This window comes from Sphingomonas sp. OK281 (assembly GCF_900115295.1).
Taxonomy (GTDB): domain Bacteria; phylum Pseudomonadota; class Alphaproteobacteria; order Sphingomonadales; family Sphingomonadaceae; genus Sphingomonas.
This window is the reverse complement of record NZ_FOVZ01000001.1, coordinates 70,544-90,513: the sequence shown is the minus strand read 5'-3', so window position 1 is coordinate 90,513 and position 19,970 is coordinate 70,544. Positions and strand designations below refer to the sequence as shown.

Sequence of the window (19,970 nt, the reverse complement as noted above, 5' to 3'; positions counted from 1 at the left end):
AACGCAACTTCTTGCCCCCCTCCCTGGAAGGGAGGGGTTGGGGGTGGGTTGGCTAGTTTGTGTCAACACACCTGGGACTATGCGGAAGCCGACCCACCCCCGGCCCCTCCCTTCCAGGGAGGGGGGAAGTCAGGCGCGGCTCACTGGGTCCGGCGCCATCAGTAGGCGGTTGCGCGGGATGGCTTCGGGCATTTCCTCGCGGATATACTTCAGCAACGCCTCGCGCACATCACACCGCAGATCGAACGCGATCGCCGCATCTTTCGCGGTCATCAGCCCGCGCAGTTCGATGCAGTCCGTCTTCACGTCCGTCACCTGAAGGTTGTAGAACCTCTTATCCCAGCGCGGATTCGACGTGACGATCTCGCCCAGCTTCTCGCGCAACCTCGGCACGTCCGCGGACGGGTCCAGATACCAGAACACCGAGCCCATCAACTGGCTGGTCTCGCGCGTCCAGTTCTGGAAGCTCTGTTCGAGGAACTTCGACACCGGCACGACGAGGCGGCGCTCATCCCAGATCTTGATGACCACGAACGTCAGGTTGATCTGCTCGACCCGCCCCCATTCGCCGTCGACGATCAGCACGTCGTCGATCCGGATCGGCTCGGTGAACGCCATCTGCACGCCGGCGATCAGGTTCTTCAGCGCAGGCTGAGCCGCCGCACCGACGACGAGGCCGGCGATACCCGCCGACGCCATCAGCGTGACGCCGATCGAGCGAATGCCGGGGACGCTGAGCAACATCAGGCAGACGCTGACGAAGATGATGAAGAACGTGCCTATCCGCCCGAGGATCGCGGCCCGCGTGCGTTTCCTTCGGGCACGGAGGTTGTCCTCGACCGAGATGTCGGCGCGGATCTCGATGACGTCCTGGAACGCGCGCAGCGCCGCGACCGCGAGCCAGCCGAGCAACCCGGGAACGAGGAAGCCGAGCAGCTGTTTCCACAAATCCTCGATGTCGTTGTCCATCGGCAGGATTCGCGAGACGAACGCGACCGCGACCGAGACGAACACCGCGCGTAACGGGCGGCGGACGCGGGCGAGGACGAGGCCGTCGGTCTTGGCGGTCGAGCGACGCTGCGCGTGGCCGCCGATCCGCATCGTCAGCCAATGCGCGACCAGCGCGACGAGGACGGCCGCCGAGACGACGGCGACACTCTCCAGCCAGACCCATTCGGGGGGTATGTGGAGCGATCTGAACATGCGCATTTGAGCGAAACGATTGGGTGACGGCGGATGTTCCGCTGCAGTGCAGCATTTTGGTCGGTGGTGAACTTAGGTCGGCCATCTCATCAAAAAACAACCACCCCGGCGGAGGCCGGGGCCCAGTTGGAAAGGTGGCAGTAACGACGGGCCGTCCGCAGTTAATCCCGTCCCCCAACTGGGCCCCGGCCTCCGCCGGGGTGGTGACGCTTTTTGCTGGCGATTACGAACAGCCCCAAACGATACCCAATGACGCCCCGCCCCGATCATGCCAGAACCACCCAACCATGATCGCCCAGAGAATCAGACACTTCCTGAGCGAAGAGGACTGGCAGTTCGCCGAACACGAACGCCCCGTCCTCCCCGGCTCCCCCGGCTCGCCACTCCACCCGCGCCACCGCCAGATCGCCTACGCGCTGATCGGCATCCTGCTCGGCCTGACGGTAGGCTTCGGCAACGCGCTGATCAGCGCCAACACCTACACGCTACAGGGTGCGCTCGGGCTCGATCCTGCCGAAATTGCCTGGCTGCCGACGGTCTACGTGATGACCAACGTCAGCATAAACCTGCTGATGATCAAGTTCCGCGCGCAGTTCGGCCTGCGCCCGTTCGCGATGATCTTCCTGATCCTCTACGTGCTGATCACGCTCGCGCACCTGTTCGTCCACGGCTTCGCGACCGCGATTGCGGTGCGCGCCATCAGCGGGATGGCGGGCGCCGCGCTGAGCAGCCTGTGCCTCTATTACGTGATGCAGGCGCTTCCCGCGAAATGGCGGTTGAAGGCCGTCGTGCTCGGCATCGGCATTCCGCAATGCGCGACCCCGCTCGCGCGGCTGTTCTCCCCGGACCTGCTGGCGATGTCGCAGTGGCGGACCTTGTACCTGTTCGAACTCGGGCTCGCGCTGCTGTCGCTCGCAGCAGTCGCCGCGCTCCGCCTCCCGCCGACGACGCGGAGCAAGGCGTTCGAGCCGCTCGACTTCCTGACGTTCGTGCTGTTCGCCGGCTCGACCGCGTTGTTCGCCGCGGTGCTCGGGCTCGGGCGGATCGTGTGGTGGACCAACGCGCCGTGGATCGGCTGGGCGCTGATCGTCGCGATCCCGATGTTCGCCGCGGCGATCGTCGTCGAGCATCACCGCGCCAACCCGCTGCTCAACACCCGCTGGCTGGGCAGCGCCGATATCGTCCGGTTCACGATCGTCATCGTGATGGCGCGGATCGTGCTGTCGGAGCAGACCTATGCGTCGGTCGGGCTGCTCACCGTGCTGGGCCAGAACAACGACCAGCTTGTGCCGTTCTTCCTGATCATCTTCGTCGCGTCGGTCGCCGGCGTGATTGCGAGCGCGGTGACCTTGGACGTCGAGCGGCTCGGCCACCCGATCATGCTGGCGATCGGCCTGGTCGCGGTGGCGGCGTGGTTCGATTCCTACGCGACCAGCCTCACGCGCGCGCCGCAGATGTACGTGACGCAGGCGATCATCGGCTTCTCCGCGACGTTCTTCCTCGGGCCCGCGCTGCTGTTCGGCATGACCCGCGCGCTGAAGGAAGGTGCGGGGCACATCATCAGCTTCATCGCGCTGTTCGGGATCATCAATTCGCTCGGCGGGCTCGGCGGCACCGCGTTGCTCGGCAGCTATCAGGTGATCCGCGAGAAGGCGAACAGCGTCGCGCTCGTCCAGCAGATCTCGCCGACCGACCCGATCGTGACGCAGCGCATCGCCGCGGGTGGCGCCGCGGTCAGCCGGGTGATCGTCGATCCGACCCTGCGCAATGCCGAGGGCGCCGCGATCCTCTCGCAAACCACGACGCGGGAGGCGAACGTGCTTGCGTATGACGACGTCTTCCGGTTGATCGCGGTCCTCGCCGGCGGCACGTTCGGATATCTGCTGTTCCTGCTGGCGAGACGCGCGCGACGCGAACGACGGGCGGCGCTGGAGGGGACGACATGAGCGACGCACGCAGCCCGGTGGCCGAGGGGCCGGCGACCGAAGAAAAGCAGGCGGAGGTGGCCGCTGCACCGGCCGCCCCGGTCACGCCGGTCGGCTCTGGCTGGCGACCGCAACCGCCCAGCCGCAACGTCATCGTCATCATCGCTTTGCTCGCGATCGCCGGCGTGTGCGCGGTGCTCGCGGCGTGGCGTCTGCCCCCGTTCGCGACGAGCTATCAGTCGACCGACAACGCCTATGTGCGCGGTCGGACGACGGTGATCAGCCCGCAGGTCAGCGGCTATGTGACGCAGGTTCTGGTGCGCGATTTCGCCGATGTGAAGCAGGGCGATCCGCTGGTGAAGATCGACGACCGCATCTACCGCCAGCGCGTCGACCAGGCGCAGGCGCAGGTCGACGCGCAGGCAGCCACGCTCGCCAACAGCCGGCAGACGGCCGCCAGCCGCGAGGCGACGTTCGCGGCGCAGGACGCGGCGGTCGCCAATGCCGAAGCGCAACTGATGCGCGCGCAGGCCGACATGGCGCGCGTCAACGACCTCGTGACGGACGGCTCGGTGTCCTTGCGCGAGCGTGACCAGACGCTGGCGGCGTTGCGCCAAGCGCAGGCGCAGGTCCGGCAGGCCAAGGCCGCGCGGGAGATCGCGCGGCAGGATATCCGCACAGTCGAGGTCGGGCGTGGTGGCCAACAGGCGGGTGTCTCGGGCGCGGAGGCGGCACGACAGCTTGCCCGGATCGACCTCGCCAACACCGTGATCCGCGCGCCGGAAACGGGGCGGTTGAGCGAGGTCGGCGTGCGGCTCGGGCAGTATGTGACGGCCGGGTCGCAGCTCATGTTCCTGGTGCCGCCGGAAACGTGGGTGATCGCGAACTTCAAGGAAGCGCAGACCGCGAAGATGGTGGTTGGGCAGCCGGCGTCGTTCACGGTGGACGGGTTGGCGAACGCGCGGCTGACCGGGCATGTCGAGCGGATCTCGCCGGCGGCGGGGTCCGAGTTCGCGGTGCTGAAGGCGGACAATGCGACGGGGAACTTCACCAAGGTGCCGCAGCGGATCGCTGTGCGGATCCGGGTGGATGGGGGGCAGCCGCTGAGCGCACGGTTGCGGCCGGGGATGTCGGTGCAGGCTCGGGTGGATACCGCTGGTGGGCCGGGGGTGCGGTGATGGGCAACGATCGTCGCGGACTTCTCTCCTCACTGAGGCGTGCTGGTAGCGGACTTTTCCCCTCCGCGAGCCGTGGTCGTCGCGGATTTCTCCCCTCCCTGGAAGGGAGGGGCCGGGGGTGGGTCGCTCTCAAGGGAACGCCGTCTCCTGCCCCAAGCCTACCCACCCCCAACCCCTCCCTTTCAGGGAGGGGGGAAGCCGTGACGCGCCCGCTTGCTACCGTGTTGGCGGAGGTCGGCACCGTGGCGCGTGTTACCGCTCCGGCCAGGGCTATCACTATGGCACACGCCTCCACCCCGGCGAAGGCCACCACTCCGGCAGGGGCCATCGCACCAGCGGACGCCACCACCCCGGCGGAGGCCGGGGCCCAATTGGGGAACGGGGGTAATGAAGCGCAGTCCGCCCTCACCGCGACCTTTCCAATTGGGCCCCGGCCTTCGCCGGGGGGGAAGCGTTTTGCGCGATCGTCTTCGCTCAGGTGGTACGATCCGGTAAGAGCGGGATCAGCGAGAACCGCCGCCGCCCTCACCCTCGCCCTCCTCGCCACCGCCTGTATCGGCCCCCGCCCCGAGGCCCCAGCGACCACCGCAGTAACCCCGCCCCCCGCATGGCGCACCGCGCTCGGCCCCGGGGCACCGATCCGTGCGGACTGGTGGAGCGCGTTCGGCGATCCCGTCCTCACCAATCTCGTCGCCCGCGCGCTCGCCAACAGCCCCGACCTCGGCTCGGCCGCCGCGCGCATCGACGAAGCCCGCGCCGCCGCACGCCTCGCCCGCGCGCAACAGGCCCCGCTTGTCAGCGGCTCCGCCCCCAGCACTACCGGCCAGACGGTCAGCCCGCTCGGCACACCCTCCGACGCGATCGGCGCGCAGCCGGGGGTGGCGATCAGCTACGACCTCGACCTGTTCGGTCGCCTCCGCCTCGCGAGCCAGGCCGCCCGCGCGCAGTTGCTCGCCAGCGAAGCCGCGCGCGACACGGTGAGGCTCGGCATCGCGAGCAGCGTCGCGACCGGCTACATCACGCTCCGCGCACTCGACCTCCGCCTCGCCGTCGCGCGCCAGACGCTCGCGGCGCGCGCGGAAGGCTTGCGCATCGCCCGTCGCCGCGCCGAGACCGGTTACACCTCGAACCTCGAACTGCGGCAGGCAGAAGCGGAATATCACGCCACCGAACAGCTCGTCCCCGCCGCGCAGCTCGCAATCAGCCGGCAGGAGAACGCGCTCAGCCTGCTCCTTGGCGACACCCCGGGCCCGATCCCGCGCGGCCGCACGCTCGACCAGCTCGCGGCCCCCGCAATCCCCGATGGCCTGCCCGCCGACCTGCTCCGCCGCCGTCCCGATCTGTATCAGGCCGAGCAGACGCTGGTCGCCACCGATCGCTCGCTCGACAGCGCCCGCGCGGCGATGTTGCCGAATCTCGCGCTGACCGGCTCGGCGGGCGTGGTGCTGTCGAGCGCGCTCGCCAACCCGATCGCGGTGTTCTCGCTCGGTGCGAGCGTCCTCAGCCCCATTTTCGACGGCGGGCGCTTGGGGGCACAAGCCGACGCCGCCACCGCGCGCCGGGACCAAGCCGCATTCGCCTACCGCCGAACCGCGTTACAGGCATTCCGCGAGGTCGACGACAGTCTGGCGGGCGTGCAACGTTCGGGGCAGCAGGCGGTCGCGCTTGCCGGGCAACGCGATGCGCTCGCCGGCGCGCTCCGCAACGCGTCGAACCGCTACCGCGCGGGATATTCCGCGTATATCGATCAGCTCGATGCGCAACGCGGACTGCTGACCGCAGAACTGTCGCTGGTGCAGGCGCGCGCGGATCGGCTGACGGCGTATGTGACGCTGTACCAGGCAATGGGCGGCGGCTGGTCGCGGGCGGATGTGGAGATCGTCGAACATTAATGTTCCCCCGCGAAGGCGGGGGTCCAGGGTCAAGCAGCGCAGCGTTCTTGATCCTGGGCTCCCGCTTTCGCGGGAGAACAGGAAGCGGGCGGGTATGCGCTCGATCGATGCATTTTCCTGCCACACTTCGCCCGTAGAGCCTCACCCCATGAAGGCCATCATTCTCGCCGCGGGCCACGGATCGCGGCTGCTGCCGTTGACGCTGACCACGCCGAAATGCCTCGTGCAGGTCGGCGGTCGCGCGATCCTCGACCATCAGCTCGACGCGGTCGCCGCGGCGGGTTTCGAGGGCGCATTGATCGTCGGCGGCTACCGGATCGACCAGATCGAGGCGCACCTCGCGGCGCGCGACGGCGGCCTGCCGACCGAACTCGTCTTCAATCCGTTCTGGTCGATCGCCAACAGCATCGGCAGCGTTTGGGCGTCCCGCGCGTACCTCGACGCACCGTTCGCGCTGATGAACGGCGACACGGTGTTCGATCCGGCCATCCTCCGCACCGCGATGACCGGCGGCAGCGACGGCACGACCTTGCTGGTCGAGCCGCTTGCTGACGCGGGACTCGACGACATGCTGGTGGAGGCGGACGGCGACCGGGTGATCGCGGTCGGCAAGCACCTCGTCGGCCACGAGGCGACCGACCGCTCGCTGGGGCTGATCGTGTCGCACGGCGGCGCCGCCTATGCCGATGCCTTGCGCGCGGTGATCGGCGAGGAGAACGGCATCCACGCCTATCATCACGCCGTCGTCGCGCGCGTCGCGCAGACGGCCGGCGTACGCGCGGTCCGCATCCCGGCCAATGTCCAGTGGCAGGAGATCGACCGGCCCGAGGACATCGCGCTCTGGGAACGCGATCACCGGCCATGACCACGCCCCGCCCGAAGGGAAAGGTCGCCTTCCTGTTTCTCGGCGAGACGCTGCTGATCCCGCATCTCTATCCGATCGTCGAGGCGCTCGCCGCGAGGTCGGACGTGCCGATCGAGCTTTGGGTGAGTACGTCGGTGCACGAGTCGTTGCTGACGCGGTGGACGGCGCCCTTTCCTACCGTCCGCATTCGCCGTGCGCCGGGGTTTCGCGTCGTTGCTGACGACGGCAGCGGGCGTAATCCGGTGCTGCCGGCGAAGATGCCAATGCTGCTCCGGCTGCTGCCGTATCTGCGCAGCGCGAGCATCGTGGTGTGTGCCGAGCAGACGAGCCTGTGGATCCCCCGGCTGTTTCCGATGCGCGCGAAGTTCGTGAAGACTTCGCACGGCGTCGGCTCGATGAGTGCGCGCGACGATCCGCGGCGGCGGGCGGCGGCGTTGACTCTGGTGCCGAGCGAACTGGAGCGGCAAACCTATCTCGACCGCGGGTTCGCGCCCGAGCGGTTCGTCGCGACGGGCTATGTGAAGGCCGACTTCACGCACCGGACGCACGCCGCGCCGCCGTTCGCGGATAGCCGGCCGGTCGTCCTGTATACGCCGCATTGGCAGCAGCATCGCTCGTCGTGGTGGCGCTGGGGGGCGGAAATCGTGCGTCGGCTGGTCGCGGACGGGCGCTACAATCTGATCTTCGCGCCGCATCAGCGACTGGTCGAGCGTGCGCCCGAGGTGGCCGATCTGATGCGCGAGATCGGGGACTTGGCGCATGTGCACTGCGACATCGACGGGTTTGCGATGGTCGACGGTAGCTATACCGGCGTGGCGGACGTGTACCTGGGCGACACGTCGAGCCAGGTGATCGAGTTTCTGATGCGGCCGCGGCCTTGCGTGTTCCTCAATGCGGGGGGTGTCGCCTGGGAGGGCGATCCGAATTACGCGATGTGGGTTTGTGGTGAGGTGGTTGGCGATGTCGCGGATGTGGTGGCGGCGGTGGACCGCTCGGCGTTGCGGCACGCTGGGTACGCAGCGGTTCAGGCGGAGTTTGCCGGGCGGTCGCTCGGGGCGGTCGAAGGGGGCGCGGCGAGAGCTGCGGGGGAGATCGTTCGATTGCTGCAGGCCACGCCCGCCAGCTAAAACTCCACCACCCCGGCGGAGGCCGGGGCCCAGTTGAGGGACGTCGCTAACGACGGACTGCGCGCAGTTACTGCGGACATTCCAACTGGGCCCCGGCCTCCGCCGGGGTGGAGTAGCTGGTTGGGGTATGCTCTCGCATTACCACCCCCTCTCGCTTTCACGACCAGATCGGGTAACGGGTGCGACATGGTAGATTCGACAGCCCCCACGCCAGCGCTCCGGACCGTCCGGGCGAACGACACGCTGCTCTGGGGCATGACCAATGCCGAGCGGATCCGGCGGATCGGCGTCGCGCAAGGCCTAGCAAAGGATCCCGACGGCGACACCGGCCCGGTGATCCTCGCCAACCTCGCCTATGCGTTCGACCCGATGTGGATCGCGTACCTGAAGACGCGGCCGGGCACCGTCGTGACTCGCACCGGCGTCCCCGTGCTCGCGCATGTCCGCGACGCCGACGAGCGTGCGCGGATGACCGCGGCGATGCTCGGCGAGGCACCGCTGGTGACCGGGCTGACGGTGATCGCCGCCGAGGCCGAGGAAGGCATCTTCAACGAGGCGTTGCGCAAGCGCGAACGCCCGTTCGCGGAATTGCTTACCCCTGCGGCGGTGCCGGCGATCGAGCGCGCGAGCTATGTCGGCGCGTACAAGGGCGTCACCGACCTGCTGACCAAGTATCTGTGGCCGGAATGGGCGCTGGCGATCACGCGGGTCTGCGCGCGCGCCGGAATCACGCCGAACCAGGTGACTGCGCTCGGATCGGTGCTGTGCATCGTCGCGACCGTGGCGTTCTGGTATGGCTGGTTCTGGACCGGGCTCGCTACGGGTCTGTTCTTCATGGTACTCGACACCGTCGACGGGAAGCTGGCGCGGTGCACGATCACGTCGTCGAAGCTGGGCAATGCGTGGGATCACGGGGTCGACCTAGTCCATCCGCCGTTCTGGTGGTGGGCCTGGGCGGCGGGGTGTGCGCCGTATGGGCGACCGCTCGAGGACGGCGTGTTCTGGGCGGTGATCGGGACGATGCTGTTCGGCTATGTCGCGCAACGGCTGATCGAGGGGGCGTTCATCGTCCGGTTCGGGATGCACATCCACGTCTGGGAGCGGTTCGACAGCTGGTTCCGGCTGATCACCGCGCGGCGGAACCCGAACATGGTGATCCTGTTCGCGGGCCTGCTGGTGACGCGGCCGGATTGGGGGATCATTGGGGTGGCGGCGTGGCCCGCGATCTCGCTGGTGGTGCATCTGGTACGGCTGGTGCAGGCGATGGCGCGCAAGGCCAAGGGTGAGACGCTGACGAGTTGGCTGGCTTGAGCGCTTCGCGGGGTCGCATACTTGCTAACGCCGACTTCCCTCCCTTCCGTTCGTCCTGAGTAGCCATCGAGTAGCTGCTCTTGCAGCGTATCGAGAGGGCGTATCGGAGGACAGGTTGGCGCGGGAAACGCATGCTTCGATACGCGCCCTCGATACGCTTCTGCGAAGCTACTCGGTCGCTACTCAGCACGAACGGAAAGAGGGGTGGGCCGACCGATCCACCAGAGGCAGTAGATCGCCAGCGCATACAGGAACCGGCTGTAGTCGCGTTTCCCCGCACGGTGATCGGCGAACACCTTGTCGACCGCGCCGACGCGCCACATTCCCTGCTCACGCACGCCGCTGTCACGCCAAAGCTGCTCCGCATACGCGCCGAAATCGCCGGCGAACCACGCCGCCAGCGGCATCTGGAAGCCTTGTTTGCGGCGATCGAGGATCCCTTCCGGCAACCACGGCGCGATGGCCTGGCGGATCACGTATTTCCCGACCTTGCCGTGCAGCTTCATGTCCGCGGGCATCGACAGTGCGAGGTCGACCATGCCCTGCCCCAGCATCGGCACGCGCACCTCCAATGAATGCGCCATGCTCGCGCGGTCGACCTTCGTCAGCATCGCGCCGGGCAGGTTGAGCGCGAGGTCAGCGAGCCCGAACTGCTCGAGCGTGTCGGTCGAGATCGCGTCGGGATCGGGGAAATATTCCGCGACCAGCGCGGCGATCCCGCCCTCTTCCTCGGCGATGAACTCGGCCGAGAATATTTCGCGGCGGAACGCCTCGTTCGTAATTTGTGTCTTGGCGAAGAACCGCGCGATGCCGTTCGGGAGTGCGGCGCTGCCGGTGGTCTTCCGCCAGCGCTGCAACACCGCGTTGGCGTGACGCGACGGCAAGGTCGGCACCGCGTCGAGCGCACGCGCCAGACGACGCAACGGCGCGGGCAGCGCACCGATCCGCCGTTCGGTCGCGTGGCGCTTGTAGCCGAAGAACAGCTCGTCCCCGCCATCGCCCGACAGCGCGACCTTGACCTCCTGCGCGGCGATCTGGCTGACGTACCAGGTCGGCACCGCAGACGGATCGGCGAATGGCTCGTCATAGCAATGCTGGACCTCGGGCAGCATCGCCTGCGCATCCGCCAGTTCCAGCGTGCGCGTGACGTGGTGGCAGCCGAGATGCCGCGCGATCGCCTCGGCATGCGGCGATTCGTCGAAGCGCGGGTCGGGAAAGCCGATCGTGAAGGTGCGGACCGGCCGATCCGAGACCTGCGTCATCGCCGCGACCACCGCGGACGAATCGACGCCGCCCGACAGGAATGCGCCGACATCGACGTCCGCGACCATCTGCTTGCCGATCGTGTCGAGCCATTCGTCGCGGAACCGCTCGATCCACTGCGCCTCGGACCGAGGTTCAGCGGGATGATAGGCGGGCGTCCAATAGGCGCGCATCGTCGGCAGACCGCCTGCCTCGATCGTCATCACATGGCCGGGCGGTAGGGTCCGGACCTGAGCGTAGATCGAGCGCGGGGTGCGGACATGGCCGAAGCTGAAATAATCGTGGAGCGCGCGGCGATCGACGTCGAACGCCATGCCGGGGAGCAGCGTCAGCGTCTTCAGTTCGGAGCCGAACGCGAACCCCGCGGCCTGGTCGGTATAGTAAAGCGGCTTGATCCCGATCGGATCGCGCGCCAGCGTCAGGCGACGCGCGTGCGTATCCCACACCGCGACCGCGAACATGCCGTCGAGCCTCGCCCAGACGTCGTCGCCCCAGCGTTCGTAGCCGGCGAGGATGACCTCGGTATCGCCCGCGCTCTCGAACACGCGACCCAGCGCCTGCAACTCGCGCCGCAATTCGCGGAAATTGTAGATTTCGCCGTTGAAAACGAGCGCATAACGGTGGTCGGGCGAGTGGAACGGCTGGTGGCCGCCCTCGATGTCGATGATGCTCAGCCGACGCATCCCGAAGCCGAAATCGCCATCGGTCATCACGCCCTGGTCGTCGGGCCCGCGGTGGAGGATCGCGTCGCACTGCGCCGTAACAAGGCGGGGCGAGACGACACCGCCACCTCGCGCGTAAAGGCCGGCAATTCCGCAGATGACGAACGATCCCTCGCATGACGGCGGCACCGCCGCCCGATCGCGCGCGGTCTAGGAGCCGCCTGTCGCTTTGTCACCTCCGGGGTCACCTCCGGGGTCACCTCCGGGCGCCCCGTCCCCTCTTCACACCCAACTGCCCCCGCGCATCTTGCCGCACCTTCGATCGCGCTCTAGGGGCCGGTCGCAGATGGTTCAGGACCCCGCTCCTTCTCCGGCCCCGGCGGATGCGCCGGCACGCGCCGGCACGACCGGGATTTTCCGGGCGGCAGCGCGCAACCTCGGCTGGCTGCTCGCCAGTCGCAGCGTGCTGGCGATCCTGTCGCTCTTCTATCTCGGGTTCGCGACGCGCACGCTGGGCGTCGTCGATTTCGGCCGGTTCGCGCTGATCTCGGGTGCGGCGCAGGCGCTCGCCACGTTCGTCGGCTTCCAGACTTGGCAGATCATCGTCCAATACGGCGTCGAACCGATGCAGCATGGCGACACGCCGCGGCTCGCACGCCTGCTCCGGTTGTCGGCGATTCTCGACATCTGCAGCGCGCTGGTTGGCGCCGTGCTGACCGTCGCGATCCTGTTCGCCTGGAGCGACGGGTTCGGCATCCCGCCCGACCTGATGCGCGACACGCTGATGTTCGCGGTGGTGCAGCTGATCACGATCCGCTCGACCCCGCTCGGCATCCTCCGGCTGCGCGACAAATTCTCGCTGTCGGCGGTGGCGGACAGCATGACGCCGATCATGCGATTCGTCGGCGCGGGCGCGGCGATGCTGTTCGAACCGACGATCCGCGGCTTCATGCTAGCCTGGGCGCTCGCCGAGATCGTCACCGCCGCGACCTACTGGATCATGGTCGCGAAAAGCGGCGACCTGCGCCTGCTCGCGAGCGGCCGCGGCAGCTGGCAGCAGGTCCGCGACGAGAACCCCGGCATCGTCCGCTTCTCGCTCAGCACCAACGCCAGCGCGACATTGGGCCTGTCGAGCAAGCAGATCCCGCTGCTACTGGTCGGCGCGTCGATCGGCCCGGCGGCGGCGGGTGCGTTCCGGCTGGCGACGCAACTGGCGCAGGCGCTCGCGAAACTGTCGCAGATGCTGTCGCGCGCCGCCTTCCCCGAGATCGTGCGCGCGGTGCGGACTGCCGAGCCGTCGCGCCTGCGCCGCATCCTGATCCGGACGATGATCGCCAGCACCGCGGCCGCGCTCGTCATCCTCGCGGTCGTCGCGCTGGTCGGCGAGCCGATCCTGAAGCTGGTCGGCGGCAAGTCGTTCGGCGGCGCGTACCCGGTCTTGTTGTGGCTCGCCGCCGCCGGGTGTTTCGACCTCGCCACCGTCAGCCTCGACACCGTGATGACCGCGCTGCACCGCGCCGGCACGGTGTTCGCGATTCGCGCGGTCGGGGTCGGCCTGCTGTTCGTGGCGGCGTTCGCGCTCATGCCCACCTATGGTTCGGCGGGCATCGCCGCCGCGGTGGCCGCGGGGTCGGTGGCGGTCGCGATCCTGCTGGGGTTTGCCGCAGCGCGAATGACACGCACGCGCGCCGAAGCGTAACCCGCACGGCGAAGGCGTTTTCGATAAACGCCTCGTTCACGTCGCAAATGTCATCTGCGCGCCGCTCTATCGCCACTATTTTCGAGTTTTAGTCAGTCGATGAACCACGTATTCCTTCTCGCGCTCGGAGCCGTCGCGGTGCTCGCGCCGGTCCAGGCTCATGCCGCCGAAACCTGCCAGGGCACGCCTGGCAACGGCAACGCCAAGCTGGTCCTCGAGGCGACTACGCTGCACAGCGCCGCCGGCGAGGTCGCCTTTGCGATCTATCCCGACGACAAGTCCCGGTTCTTGGCGAAGGGCGCGAAGGTCGGTCGTGCCCGCGTATCGGCCGCGTCGCCGCGCGCCTGCTTGTGGATGAAGCCGGGGCATTATGCGATCGCGCAATATCACGACGAGAATGGCGACCATAAATTCAACCGGACGCTGTTCGTGCCGAAGGAGGGCTTCGGCTTCTCCAACGATGCGCCGACCTCGATCGGGCTGCCGTCGTTCGACGCGGTCCGTACTGCCCTGCCCGCATCCGGTACCGTCGTACGGATGAAGATGCGGTACCGCCAATAACCTTCGTCCGGTTCGCGTCCGACGCGGAACGGAAATCTTGCTGACACAAATTTGTAGCGGTTCTGTACCGTGACGGGTATCTCTATATCGTGGCTGATGCTGTTTCGAACTTTGATGCCTTTGGCAGGCACTCGCTCTCCCCTCCCGTGGCACCCGCCTGGTTGCCCGAGGGGATGTTCGATTCGTCCGCGTCCGAGCGGACCAGCGTGAACCCGCGCGACGCCGCCGCGAAGATCCGTACCGGCATCATCTGCAACCCCAAGAGCCATCGCAACCGTAGCAGCGTCGAGGCGACCAAGCCGTTCCTGTCGGGCACCGTGCTTGCGGTAACCCCGCGCACCCAGGCCGAGCTGGCCGAAGTGCTGACCGATTTCGCGCGCCACGGCATCGAACTGCTGGTGATCGACGGCGGCGACGGCACCATCCGCGACGTGATGACCGCCGCCGCGCGCGTCTGGACGGGTGCCGCACCGCGTGTCGCGATCGTGCCGTCGGGCAAGACCAACGCGCTCGCGCTCGATCTCGGCATCCCGGATAGCTGGACGCTCGATCAGGCCCTCACCGCGGCACGTCACGGTCGCGTCAAGCTGCGCAGTCCGGTCGAGGTCATCCGCAAGGATACGGGTGCCAAGCTGTGCGGCTTCCTGCTCGGTGCCGGCGCATTCGTCGATGCAACCGCCCTTGCCCAGCGCACGCACCGCGCAGGCGCCTTCAACGGCGTCGCGGTCGGGTTGGCGCTGTGTTGGGCGATCCTCCAGACGCTGTTCGGCGGCGCCAGCAGCGCGTGGCGCAAGGGCAACCGGATGGGCATCCGCTTCCAGTCGCGCGGCGACGAGGGCGTGCACGCGGCCGGCAGGAACGCCGACACCAATCGCGCGCGCTACATCCTGCTCGCCTCGACGTTGAAGCGCATGCCGATCGGCATCCGTCCGTTCGGCGTGCCGCGCGCCGGGCTGAAGACGCTGGTGGTCGATGCACCGCCGCGCTGGCTCGCCGCCGCGACACCGCTGATCGTCGCCGGTTCGCCTGCCGCCTGGCTCGATCGCGCCGGCTATCACCGGATCGATTCGCCGAGCTTCGACCTGTCGATCGATTCCGGCTTCATCCTCGACGGCGAAGTCTATCCGGGCGGCGACCTGACCGTCCGCGAAGCGCGCGCACTCAGTTTCGTCGTTCCGTGATCACGCTCGGCGACGTCGTCCGCCGCCAGTTGCACGTCCCCACCATCCCCGCGGTCCGCGACGTCGCAGCTTTGCTCGCTGACGGTGCCCCCGAGACCGCGGCCGTGCTGTTCTACGGCTCGAACCTGCGCACCGGCGAAACCGAAGGCGTGCTCGATTTCTACGTGCTGACCGCCGGCCCGCCCGAGCGGGGCATGTGGCCGACCGTCAGCTACCGCGAGTTCGACCTCCACGGCGAGACGCTGCGCGCGAAGATAGCCACCATGCGTCTTGCGACGTTTGCGAAGGCCGCGGCAGCGCGGACGCTCGACACGACGATCTGGACCCGGTTCGTGCAGCCCTCCGCGTTGGTCTGGGTGCGCGATCCGGACACCGCGACGAAGGTGGCCGCCGCGATCGGCGACGCGGCGAAGTCGGCCGCACGCTTTGCCGCCGCGCTCGGCCCCGAAACGGGGACGGCCGACGACTATTGGCGCGCACTGTTCCGCCAGACCTATGCCGCCGAACTCCGCGTCGAACGCAAGGGGCGCGAGGGGCAAATCCTCGGCTTCGATCCGTGCCGCTACGCCGAGCTCCTGCCGCTCGCCTGGACCGCGGACGGCATCGCCTATCGCGATGAGGCCGGCACGCTGAAACCCGAACTGGCGTCGGGCCAGCGGCGCGCCCTCCTCCAGGCCTGGGGACGCCGCCGCTGCGCGGGCAAGCCGATCAACGTCGCCCGCCTCGTCCGCGCCGCCTTCACTTTCGAGGGTGCCGCCCGCTACGGCATCTGGAAGGTCGAGCGGCATACCGGCGTGTCCGTGGCGCTGACGCCGTGGCGCGAGAAGCACCCGATCCTCGCGGCGCCCGGCGTGTTCTGGCGGGTCTGGCGCGCGCGAGCGCAGACCGGGGCCAAGCCGATATGAGCGCCACGGCCGGCCAGGGCTTCAACGCACTGATCCTCGCCGGATCGCGCGGCGGCGTCGATCCCGTCGCGGCCTATGCAGGCGTCTCGCACAAGGCGCTGATCCTGCTCGACGGCCAGACCCTGCTCGCCCGCGTCGCGCACGCGTTGCGAGACGCAGGCGCAACCCGGATCGCGGTCTCGGTCTCCGACGATGCGGTCCGCGCCGCCGCCACTGCGCTTGGCCTTACCGTCCTCACCGCCGCGTCCGGCCCCAGCCACAGCGTCCGCGACGGCATCGCGGCGCTCGGCACGCCACTGCTCGTCACGACGGCAGACCACGCGCTGCTCCAGCCCGAATGGATCACCCGCTTCCTCGCCGACAAGCCTGCGGGCGCGGATGTCGCCGCCCTGCTCGCGCGGCAGGACGTGATCGAGGCCGCCGCGCCCGGCACCCGCCGCACCTATCTCCGCTTCGCCGACGGCGCCTGGTCGGGCTGCAACCTGTTCCACTTCGCCACCCCCCGCTCGGTCGCCGCGCTCGATCTCTGGGCGCAGGTCGAGGCGGATCGCAAGCGGCCTTGGCGGATCGTCCGCCGGCTCGGGATCGGCACGCTGCTCCGGTACATGTCCGGCCGGCTGACGCTGGTCGCCGCGCTTGCCCACCTGGGACGCCTCGCCGGTCTCGACGCGGCTGCGGTCGCGACCCCGTTCGGCCTCGCGGCGGTCGACGTCGACAAGCCCGCCGACCTCGATCTGGTCCGGGACCTGATCGCGCGTTCCTGAGGCCGTACGACCCGAGAGGTATCGCGCACTTTCGCGGAGAAATTGCCTCAGGCTACCGCTCCCCCCTGTCCCCGAACCGCGGCTTGGTGCAAAGCGCCGCGCATGCAGACGCTCGCGACCCAAGCCGCCCCGACCGCCACCACCGCGCCCGCGATCGGCATCTACGGGAGTGCGGGCCGCATGGGCCGCGCGATCGTCGACGCGATCGAGTCCGCCGGCGCATCGCTCGCGGGTGGCGTCGACGCGCGCGAGGACCCGAACCCGATCGCCCGGATCGCGGACGTGCTGGTCGACTTCTCGACGCCCTCCGCGGTCGAGGCGCACCTCGCTGCCGCGCGTACCGCTGGTACCGCTATCGTGATCGGCACGACCGGCCTGTCGCCGCAGCACCAGTCGATGATCGACGACGCGGCGAACGACATCGCGATCCTTCAGACCGGCAACACCTCGCTCGGCGTCACGCTGCTCGGCATCCTCGTCCGCGAGGCCGCCGCGCGGTTGGGTCCCGACTGGGACGTCGAGATCGTCGAGATGCACCACAAGCACAAGGTCGACGCGCCGTCGGGCACCGCGCTGCTGCTCGGCGACGCCGCCGCCAGGGGACGCGGGTCGTCGCTCGCCGAACTCCGCGTCGACAGCCGTGCAGGTCTCGTCGGCGCGCGGACCGAAGGCACGATCGGCTTCGCATCGTTACGCGGCGGGTCGGTGATCGGCGACCACAGCGTCATCTTCGCAGGCGAAGGCGAGCGGATCGAACTCAACCACCGCGGGGACGATCGCTCGATCTTCGCGCGCGGCGCGGTGCGGGCGGCGATCTGGCTCGCCGGCCAGCCCGCCGGCCGCTACCGGATGGGCGACGTACTCGGGCTGTGAGCGTGTGAAGAAGGCCGACGTCATCGAGTTCTATGCGCGTCTGGCCGAGGCCGATCCGCACCCCGAGACCGAGCTGGAATTCGTCAACCCGTACACGCTCGTCGTCGCGGTCGCCCTGTCGGCGCAGGCGACCGACGTCGGCGTGAACAAGGCGACGCGCGCGCTGTTCCGCGAGGTCGACACGCCTGCGAAGATGGTCGCGCTCGGGCTCGAAGACCTGAAGCGTCACATCAGGACGATCGGGCTCTACAACACCAAGGCGAAGAACGTCATCGCGCTCTCGCAGATGCTGATCGACGACTATGGCGGCGAAGTGCCCAACGATCGCGCCGCGCTCGAACGCCTCCCCGGCGTCGGGCGCAAGACCGCCAACGTCGTCCTCAACGTCGCGTTCGGCGCGGAGACGTTCGCGGTGGACACGCACATCTTCCGCGTCGGCAACCGCACCGGCCTCGCGCGCGGCAAGACCCCGCTCGCGGTCGAACTCAAGCTCGACAAGGCGACCCCGCAACCGTTCCGCCTCCACGCGCATCACTGGCTGATCCTGCACGGCCGCTATGTCTGCAAGGCGCGGACGCCCGAATGCTGGCGCTGCATCGTCAGCGATCTCTGCGCCTACAAACCCAAGACCCCACTGCCGAAGGGGCGATCGGCTGCGGGATCGCCACCGGAGGTCGCCTCCGATCCGGCAACCGGCGCGCCCTGATCGCGAAAACGTCTGGCGCACCCCGGTTTGCTTTGCTAGGCGGACCGTCCGGCACCCGTAGCTCAGCTGGATAGAGCGCTGCCCTCCGAAGGCAGAGGCCACTGGTTCGAATCCAGTCGGGTGCACCAAGTTTTCAATGACTTAGTTAAACGGTGGTTTGCTTGTACGGAAAATGTATGGAAAACCTACATTTTTAGCATGATGCCTGTTGCGCGCTTTTCCAGCCGATTCGCGGCAGGTCTGAGCGGTTGACTGATACCACCGTGCGTTGTGCAAGTCGCGCGTGGGGCGTCGACGCGGCATCAATCGCAACTATATCTAATGGTGCAGGCCGCACTGACGGCCGCGGCAATTGATAAGGAATAGGCGCCGGCGTCGGATTGCCGTGCGCTCGAAGCGCAAAAGTGCGAAATACATCGGCTACTGGCAAGAAGGCCCTGGATAACGAGTTGCTCCACGATGCCGTGTCCCGGGTCGTACGCATCCGATAGCGGCCGCGGGTTGACGGCTATCGGAGCGGGGCTGGTGCGTCAGTCCTTGCCGAGGAAGGCCCCGAAACCTTCTTCGGCCAGCGCGCTTTGGAAGGCCTCATCAGCGTCGCGATCGGTTTCGAACTGGTCGTCCCAGACGATTGAGGTGTTGTAGTCGTTGACCACTTCGAGAGACCATCCTCACTCGGTAGCTAGACGGACGATGTGGACTTCCAGTCGCCTGCCGCCTTGCTCGATCGACCGGTTCAGCGAAGATTCGATCAGTTCGGGTTCGGGTTGGGGATCAGTCATCAGGCAGCCTCTTGCACGAGCGGCGTTTTACGAAGGCGGGTCCATTCCCAAGGCAGCAGCTCGTGAAGCCGGGACTGCGGCAGATCGGCGATACCGACAAGTACGTCGGTAAGCCACGCGAGCGGATCGACGCCATTGAGCCTGGCGGTGCCGATCAGGCTGTACATCATCGCCGCGCACTCACCGCCACGATCCGAGCCAACGAACAACCAGGCTTTCCTGCCGCGCGCTACGCTGCGCAGCTCTCGCTCGGCCGCGTTATTCGTCAGGCAGATCCGACCGTCAGCGAGGAATGTCGTGAACCCCGTCCAGTCGTTGAGCAGATAGGCGATCGCTTTGGCGACGGCATCGTGACGCGACAGCATGCCGGGCTTTTCCCGCGTCTAGGTTTCCAGTGCTTGGATCAGGGGTGCGACGCGTTCCTGGCGTACGCTCAGGCGCTCACCGGCAGTCCGCCCGTCGATCTCTCGCTTGATCGCGAAGATCTGGTCGATCCACTCCAGAGCCTCCTTCGCCATCGGCGAGACGAGCGGCACGCCGCCCTTCTGCCGCTTGAGCTGACGCGCCACCTCGGCCAACTCGAAGAACTGCCGTCGGGCGTGAGCCCAGCAGTTTGCCCGCGTCATTAGTTTGTCAGCCCAGCCATTTCGGAACATGTCGTTGAAGCCGGCATAGCGGTCGACCTGCAAAATGCCGGTATAGCCAGCGAGATGTCTGCGAGGATGTTCGCCTTTCCGGGTTCGCGAGTAATAGCACAGCACTGCCGGCGGTGCTGGACCGCCGAACGGGCGGTCGTCACGCACGTAATCCCAAATCCGCGCGACGTCGGTCTTATACTTCGCCACCCGCGGGACGGTGGTGTCGTCGCCGTGGAGGCGTTCGGCCGTAAGGACGTGCGCTTCAATTAGCAGGAACAATGGCCTGGCAGCTACGCTCACTGCGCCAACCTGATCTGCGAGCGTCGACAGGCTCGTCTGAGGGAGATGGTATATCCACGACGTGCCTGAGCGAGGTCGCCACCCCGCTCAGGCGGCGGATGTGAGGCCGTTCGACAGGCTGGTCGTCAAAAAGAC

The 19,970-nt window shown here is 67.9% G+C and carries 16 protein-coding genes, 1 tRNA gene and 1 pseudogene; 14 read left to right on the top strand and 4 right to left on the bottom strand.

What is annotated here, in order from left to right; translation table 11 throughout:
• Positions 1-129: 129 nt before the first annotated feature.
• On the bottom strand, positions 130-1,209 hold the full coding sequence (locus BM244_RS00455; RefSeq protein ID WP_093396744.1) for a mechanosensitive ion channel family protein: 1,080 nt from the start codon (positions 1,207-1,209) through the stop codon (positions 130-132).
• Positions 1,210-1,490: 281 nt separating this feature from the next.
• On the opposite strand from BM244_RS00455, the gene BM244_RS00450 reads away from it, so the two are divergent.
• The 6 genes from BM244_RS00450 (at position 1,491) to BM244_RS00425 (ending at position 9,501) form a co-directional block, all read left to right on the top strand.
• Positions 1,491-3,149, top strand: coding sequence for an MFS transporter (locus BM244_RS00450; protein ID WP_093396742.1), 1,659 nt, complete (start codon positions 1,491-1,493; stop codon positions 3,147-3,149).
• Entirely contained in the window at positions 3,146-4,306 is a 1,161-nt protein-coding gene (locus BM244_RS00445; protein WP_093396740.1) for an HlyD family secretion protein, read from the top strand. Before BM244_RS00450 ends, BM244_RS00445 begins: the two co-directional genes overlap by 4 nt.
• A 200-nt stretch (positions 4,307-4,506) precedes the next feature.
• Positions 4,507-6,198: an efflux transporter outer membrane subunit gene (locus tag BM244_RS00440; protein ID WP_254784189.1), complete on the top strand. Its 1,692-nt coding sequence runs from the start codon at positions 4,507-4,509 to the stop codon at positions 6,196-6,198.
• A gap of 148 nt (positions 6,199-6,346) precedes the next feature.
• Entirely contained in the window at positions 6,347-7,063 is a 717-nt protein-coding gene (locus BM244_RS00435) for a phosphocholine cytidylyltransferase family protein (RefSeq protein ID WP_093396739.1), read from the top strand.
• Positions 7,060-8,190 (top strand): hypothetical protein, encoded by a 1,131-nt coding sequence (locus tag BM244_RS00430; protein WP_093396737.1) that lies wholly within the window; start codon positions 7,060-7,062, stop codon positions 8,188-8,190. Before BM244_RS00435 ends, BM244_RS00430 begins: the two co-directional genes overlap by 4 nt.
• Positions 8,191-8,376: 186 nt before the next feature.
• Positions 8,377-9,501, top strand: coding sequence for a CDP-alcohol phosphatidyltransferase family protein (locus tag BM244_RS00425; protein WP_093396736.1), 1,125 nt, complete (start codon positions 8,377-8,379; stop codon positions 9,499-9,501).
• Positions 9,502-9,680: 179 nt separating this feature from the next.
• Here the strand turns inward: BM244_RS00425 and asnB are convergent, their stop codons facing one another.
• The gene (asnB, locus tag BM244_RS00420) at positions 9,681-11,615 is read right to left on the bottom strand and encodes an asparagine synthase (glutamine-hydrolyzing) (protein ID WP_254784188.1); all 1,935 of its coding nucleotides are present in this window, start codon (positions 11,613-11,615) and stop codon (positions 9,681-9,683) included.
• A gap of 157 nt (positions 11,616-11,772) precedes the next feature.
• Between asnB and BM244_RS00415 the strand changes: the two genes are divergently transcribed.
• The 8 genes from BM244_RS00415 (at position 11,773) to BM244_RS00380 (ending at position 18,243) form a co-directional block, all read left to right on the top strand.
• Positions 11,773-13,125, top strand: coding sequence for a lipopolysaccharide biosynthesis protein (locus tag BM244_RS00415; protein ID WP_093396734.1), 1,353 nt, complete (start codon positions 11,773-11,775; stop codon positions 13,123-13,125).
• A 99-nt stretch (positions 13,126-13,224) separates the two neighbouring features.
• Complete coding sequence (locus BM244_RS00410) at positions 13,225-13,686, top strand: DUF2141 domain-containing protein (protein WP_093396733.1); 462 nt, start codon at positions 13,225-13,227, stop codon at positions 13,684-13,686.
• A 173-nt stretch (positions 13,687-13,859) separates the two neighbouring features.
• Complete coding sequence (locus BM244_RS00405) at positions 13,860-14,867, top strand: diacylglycerol/lipid kinase family protein (protein ID WP_139226835.1); 1,008 nt, start codon at positions 13,860-13,862, stop codon at positions 14,865-14,867.
• A complete protein-coding gene (locus tag BM244_RS00400) occupies positions 14,864-15,772 on the top strand; it encodes a hypothetical protein (protein WP_093396730.1) in 909 nt (302 codons plus the stop codon). The genes BM244_RS00405 and BM244_RS00400 overlap by 4 nt, the downstream gene beginning before the upstream one ends.
• Positions 15,769-16,536: a nucleotidyltransferase family protein gene (locus BM244_RS00395; protein ID WP_093396728.1), complete on the top strand. Its 768-nt coding sequence runs from the start codon at positions 15,769-15,771 to the stop codon at positions 16,534-16,536. Before BM244_RS00400 ends, BM244_RS00395 begins: the two co-directional genes overlap by 4 nt.
• Positions 16,537-16,638: 102 nt before the next feature.
• Positions 16,639-17,409, top strand: a complete 771-nt coding sequence (gene dapB, locus BM244_RS00390) for a 4-hydroxy-tetrahydrodipicolinate reductase (RefSeq protein ID WP_093396727.1) — start codon at positions 16,639-16,641, stop codon at positions 17,407-17,409.
• A 4-nt stretch (positions 17,410-17,413) separates the two neighbouring features.
• On the top strand, positions 17,414-18,115 hold the full coding sequence (gene nth, locus BM244_RS00385) for an endonuclease III (RefSeq protein WP_093396725.1): 702 nt from the start codon (positions 17,414-17,416) through the stop codon (positions 18,113-18,115).
• Positions 18,116-18,166: 51 nt separating this feature from the next.
• Positions 18,167-18,243: transfer RNA gene (locus BM244_RS00380), tRNA-Arg, on the top strand.
• Between the two features lie 402 nt (positions 18,244-18,645).
• Here the strand turns inward: BM244_RS00380 and BM244_RS23740 are convergent.
• On the bottom strand, positions 18,646-18,771 hold the full coding sequence (locus tag BM244_RS23740) for a hypothetical protein (RefSeq protein WP_302847229.1): 126 nt from the start codon (positions 18,769-18,771) through the stop codon (positions 18,646-18,648).
• 125 nt (positions 18,772-18,896) lie between these two features.
• Positions 18,897-19,874, bottom strand: a pseudogene (locus tag BM244_RS00370) (IS66 family transposase); the annotation flags it as partial.
• Between the last annotated feature and the right edge of the window lie 96 nt (positions 19,875-19,970).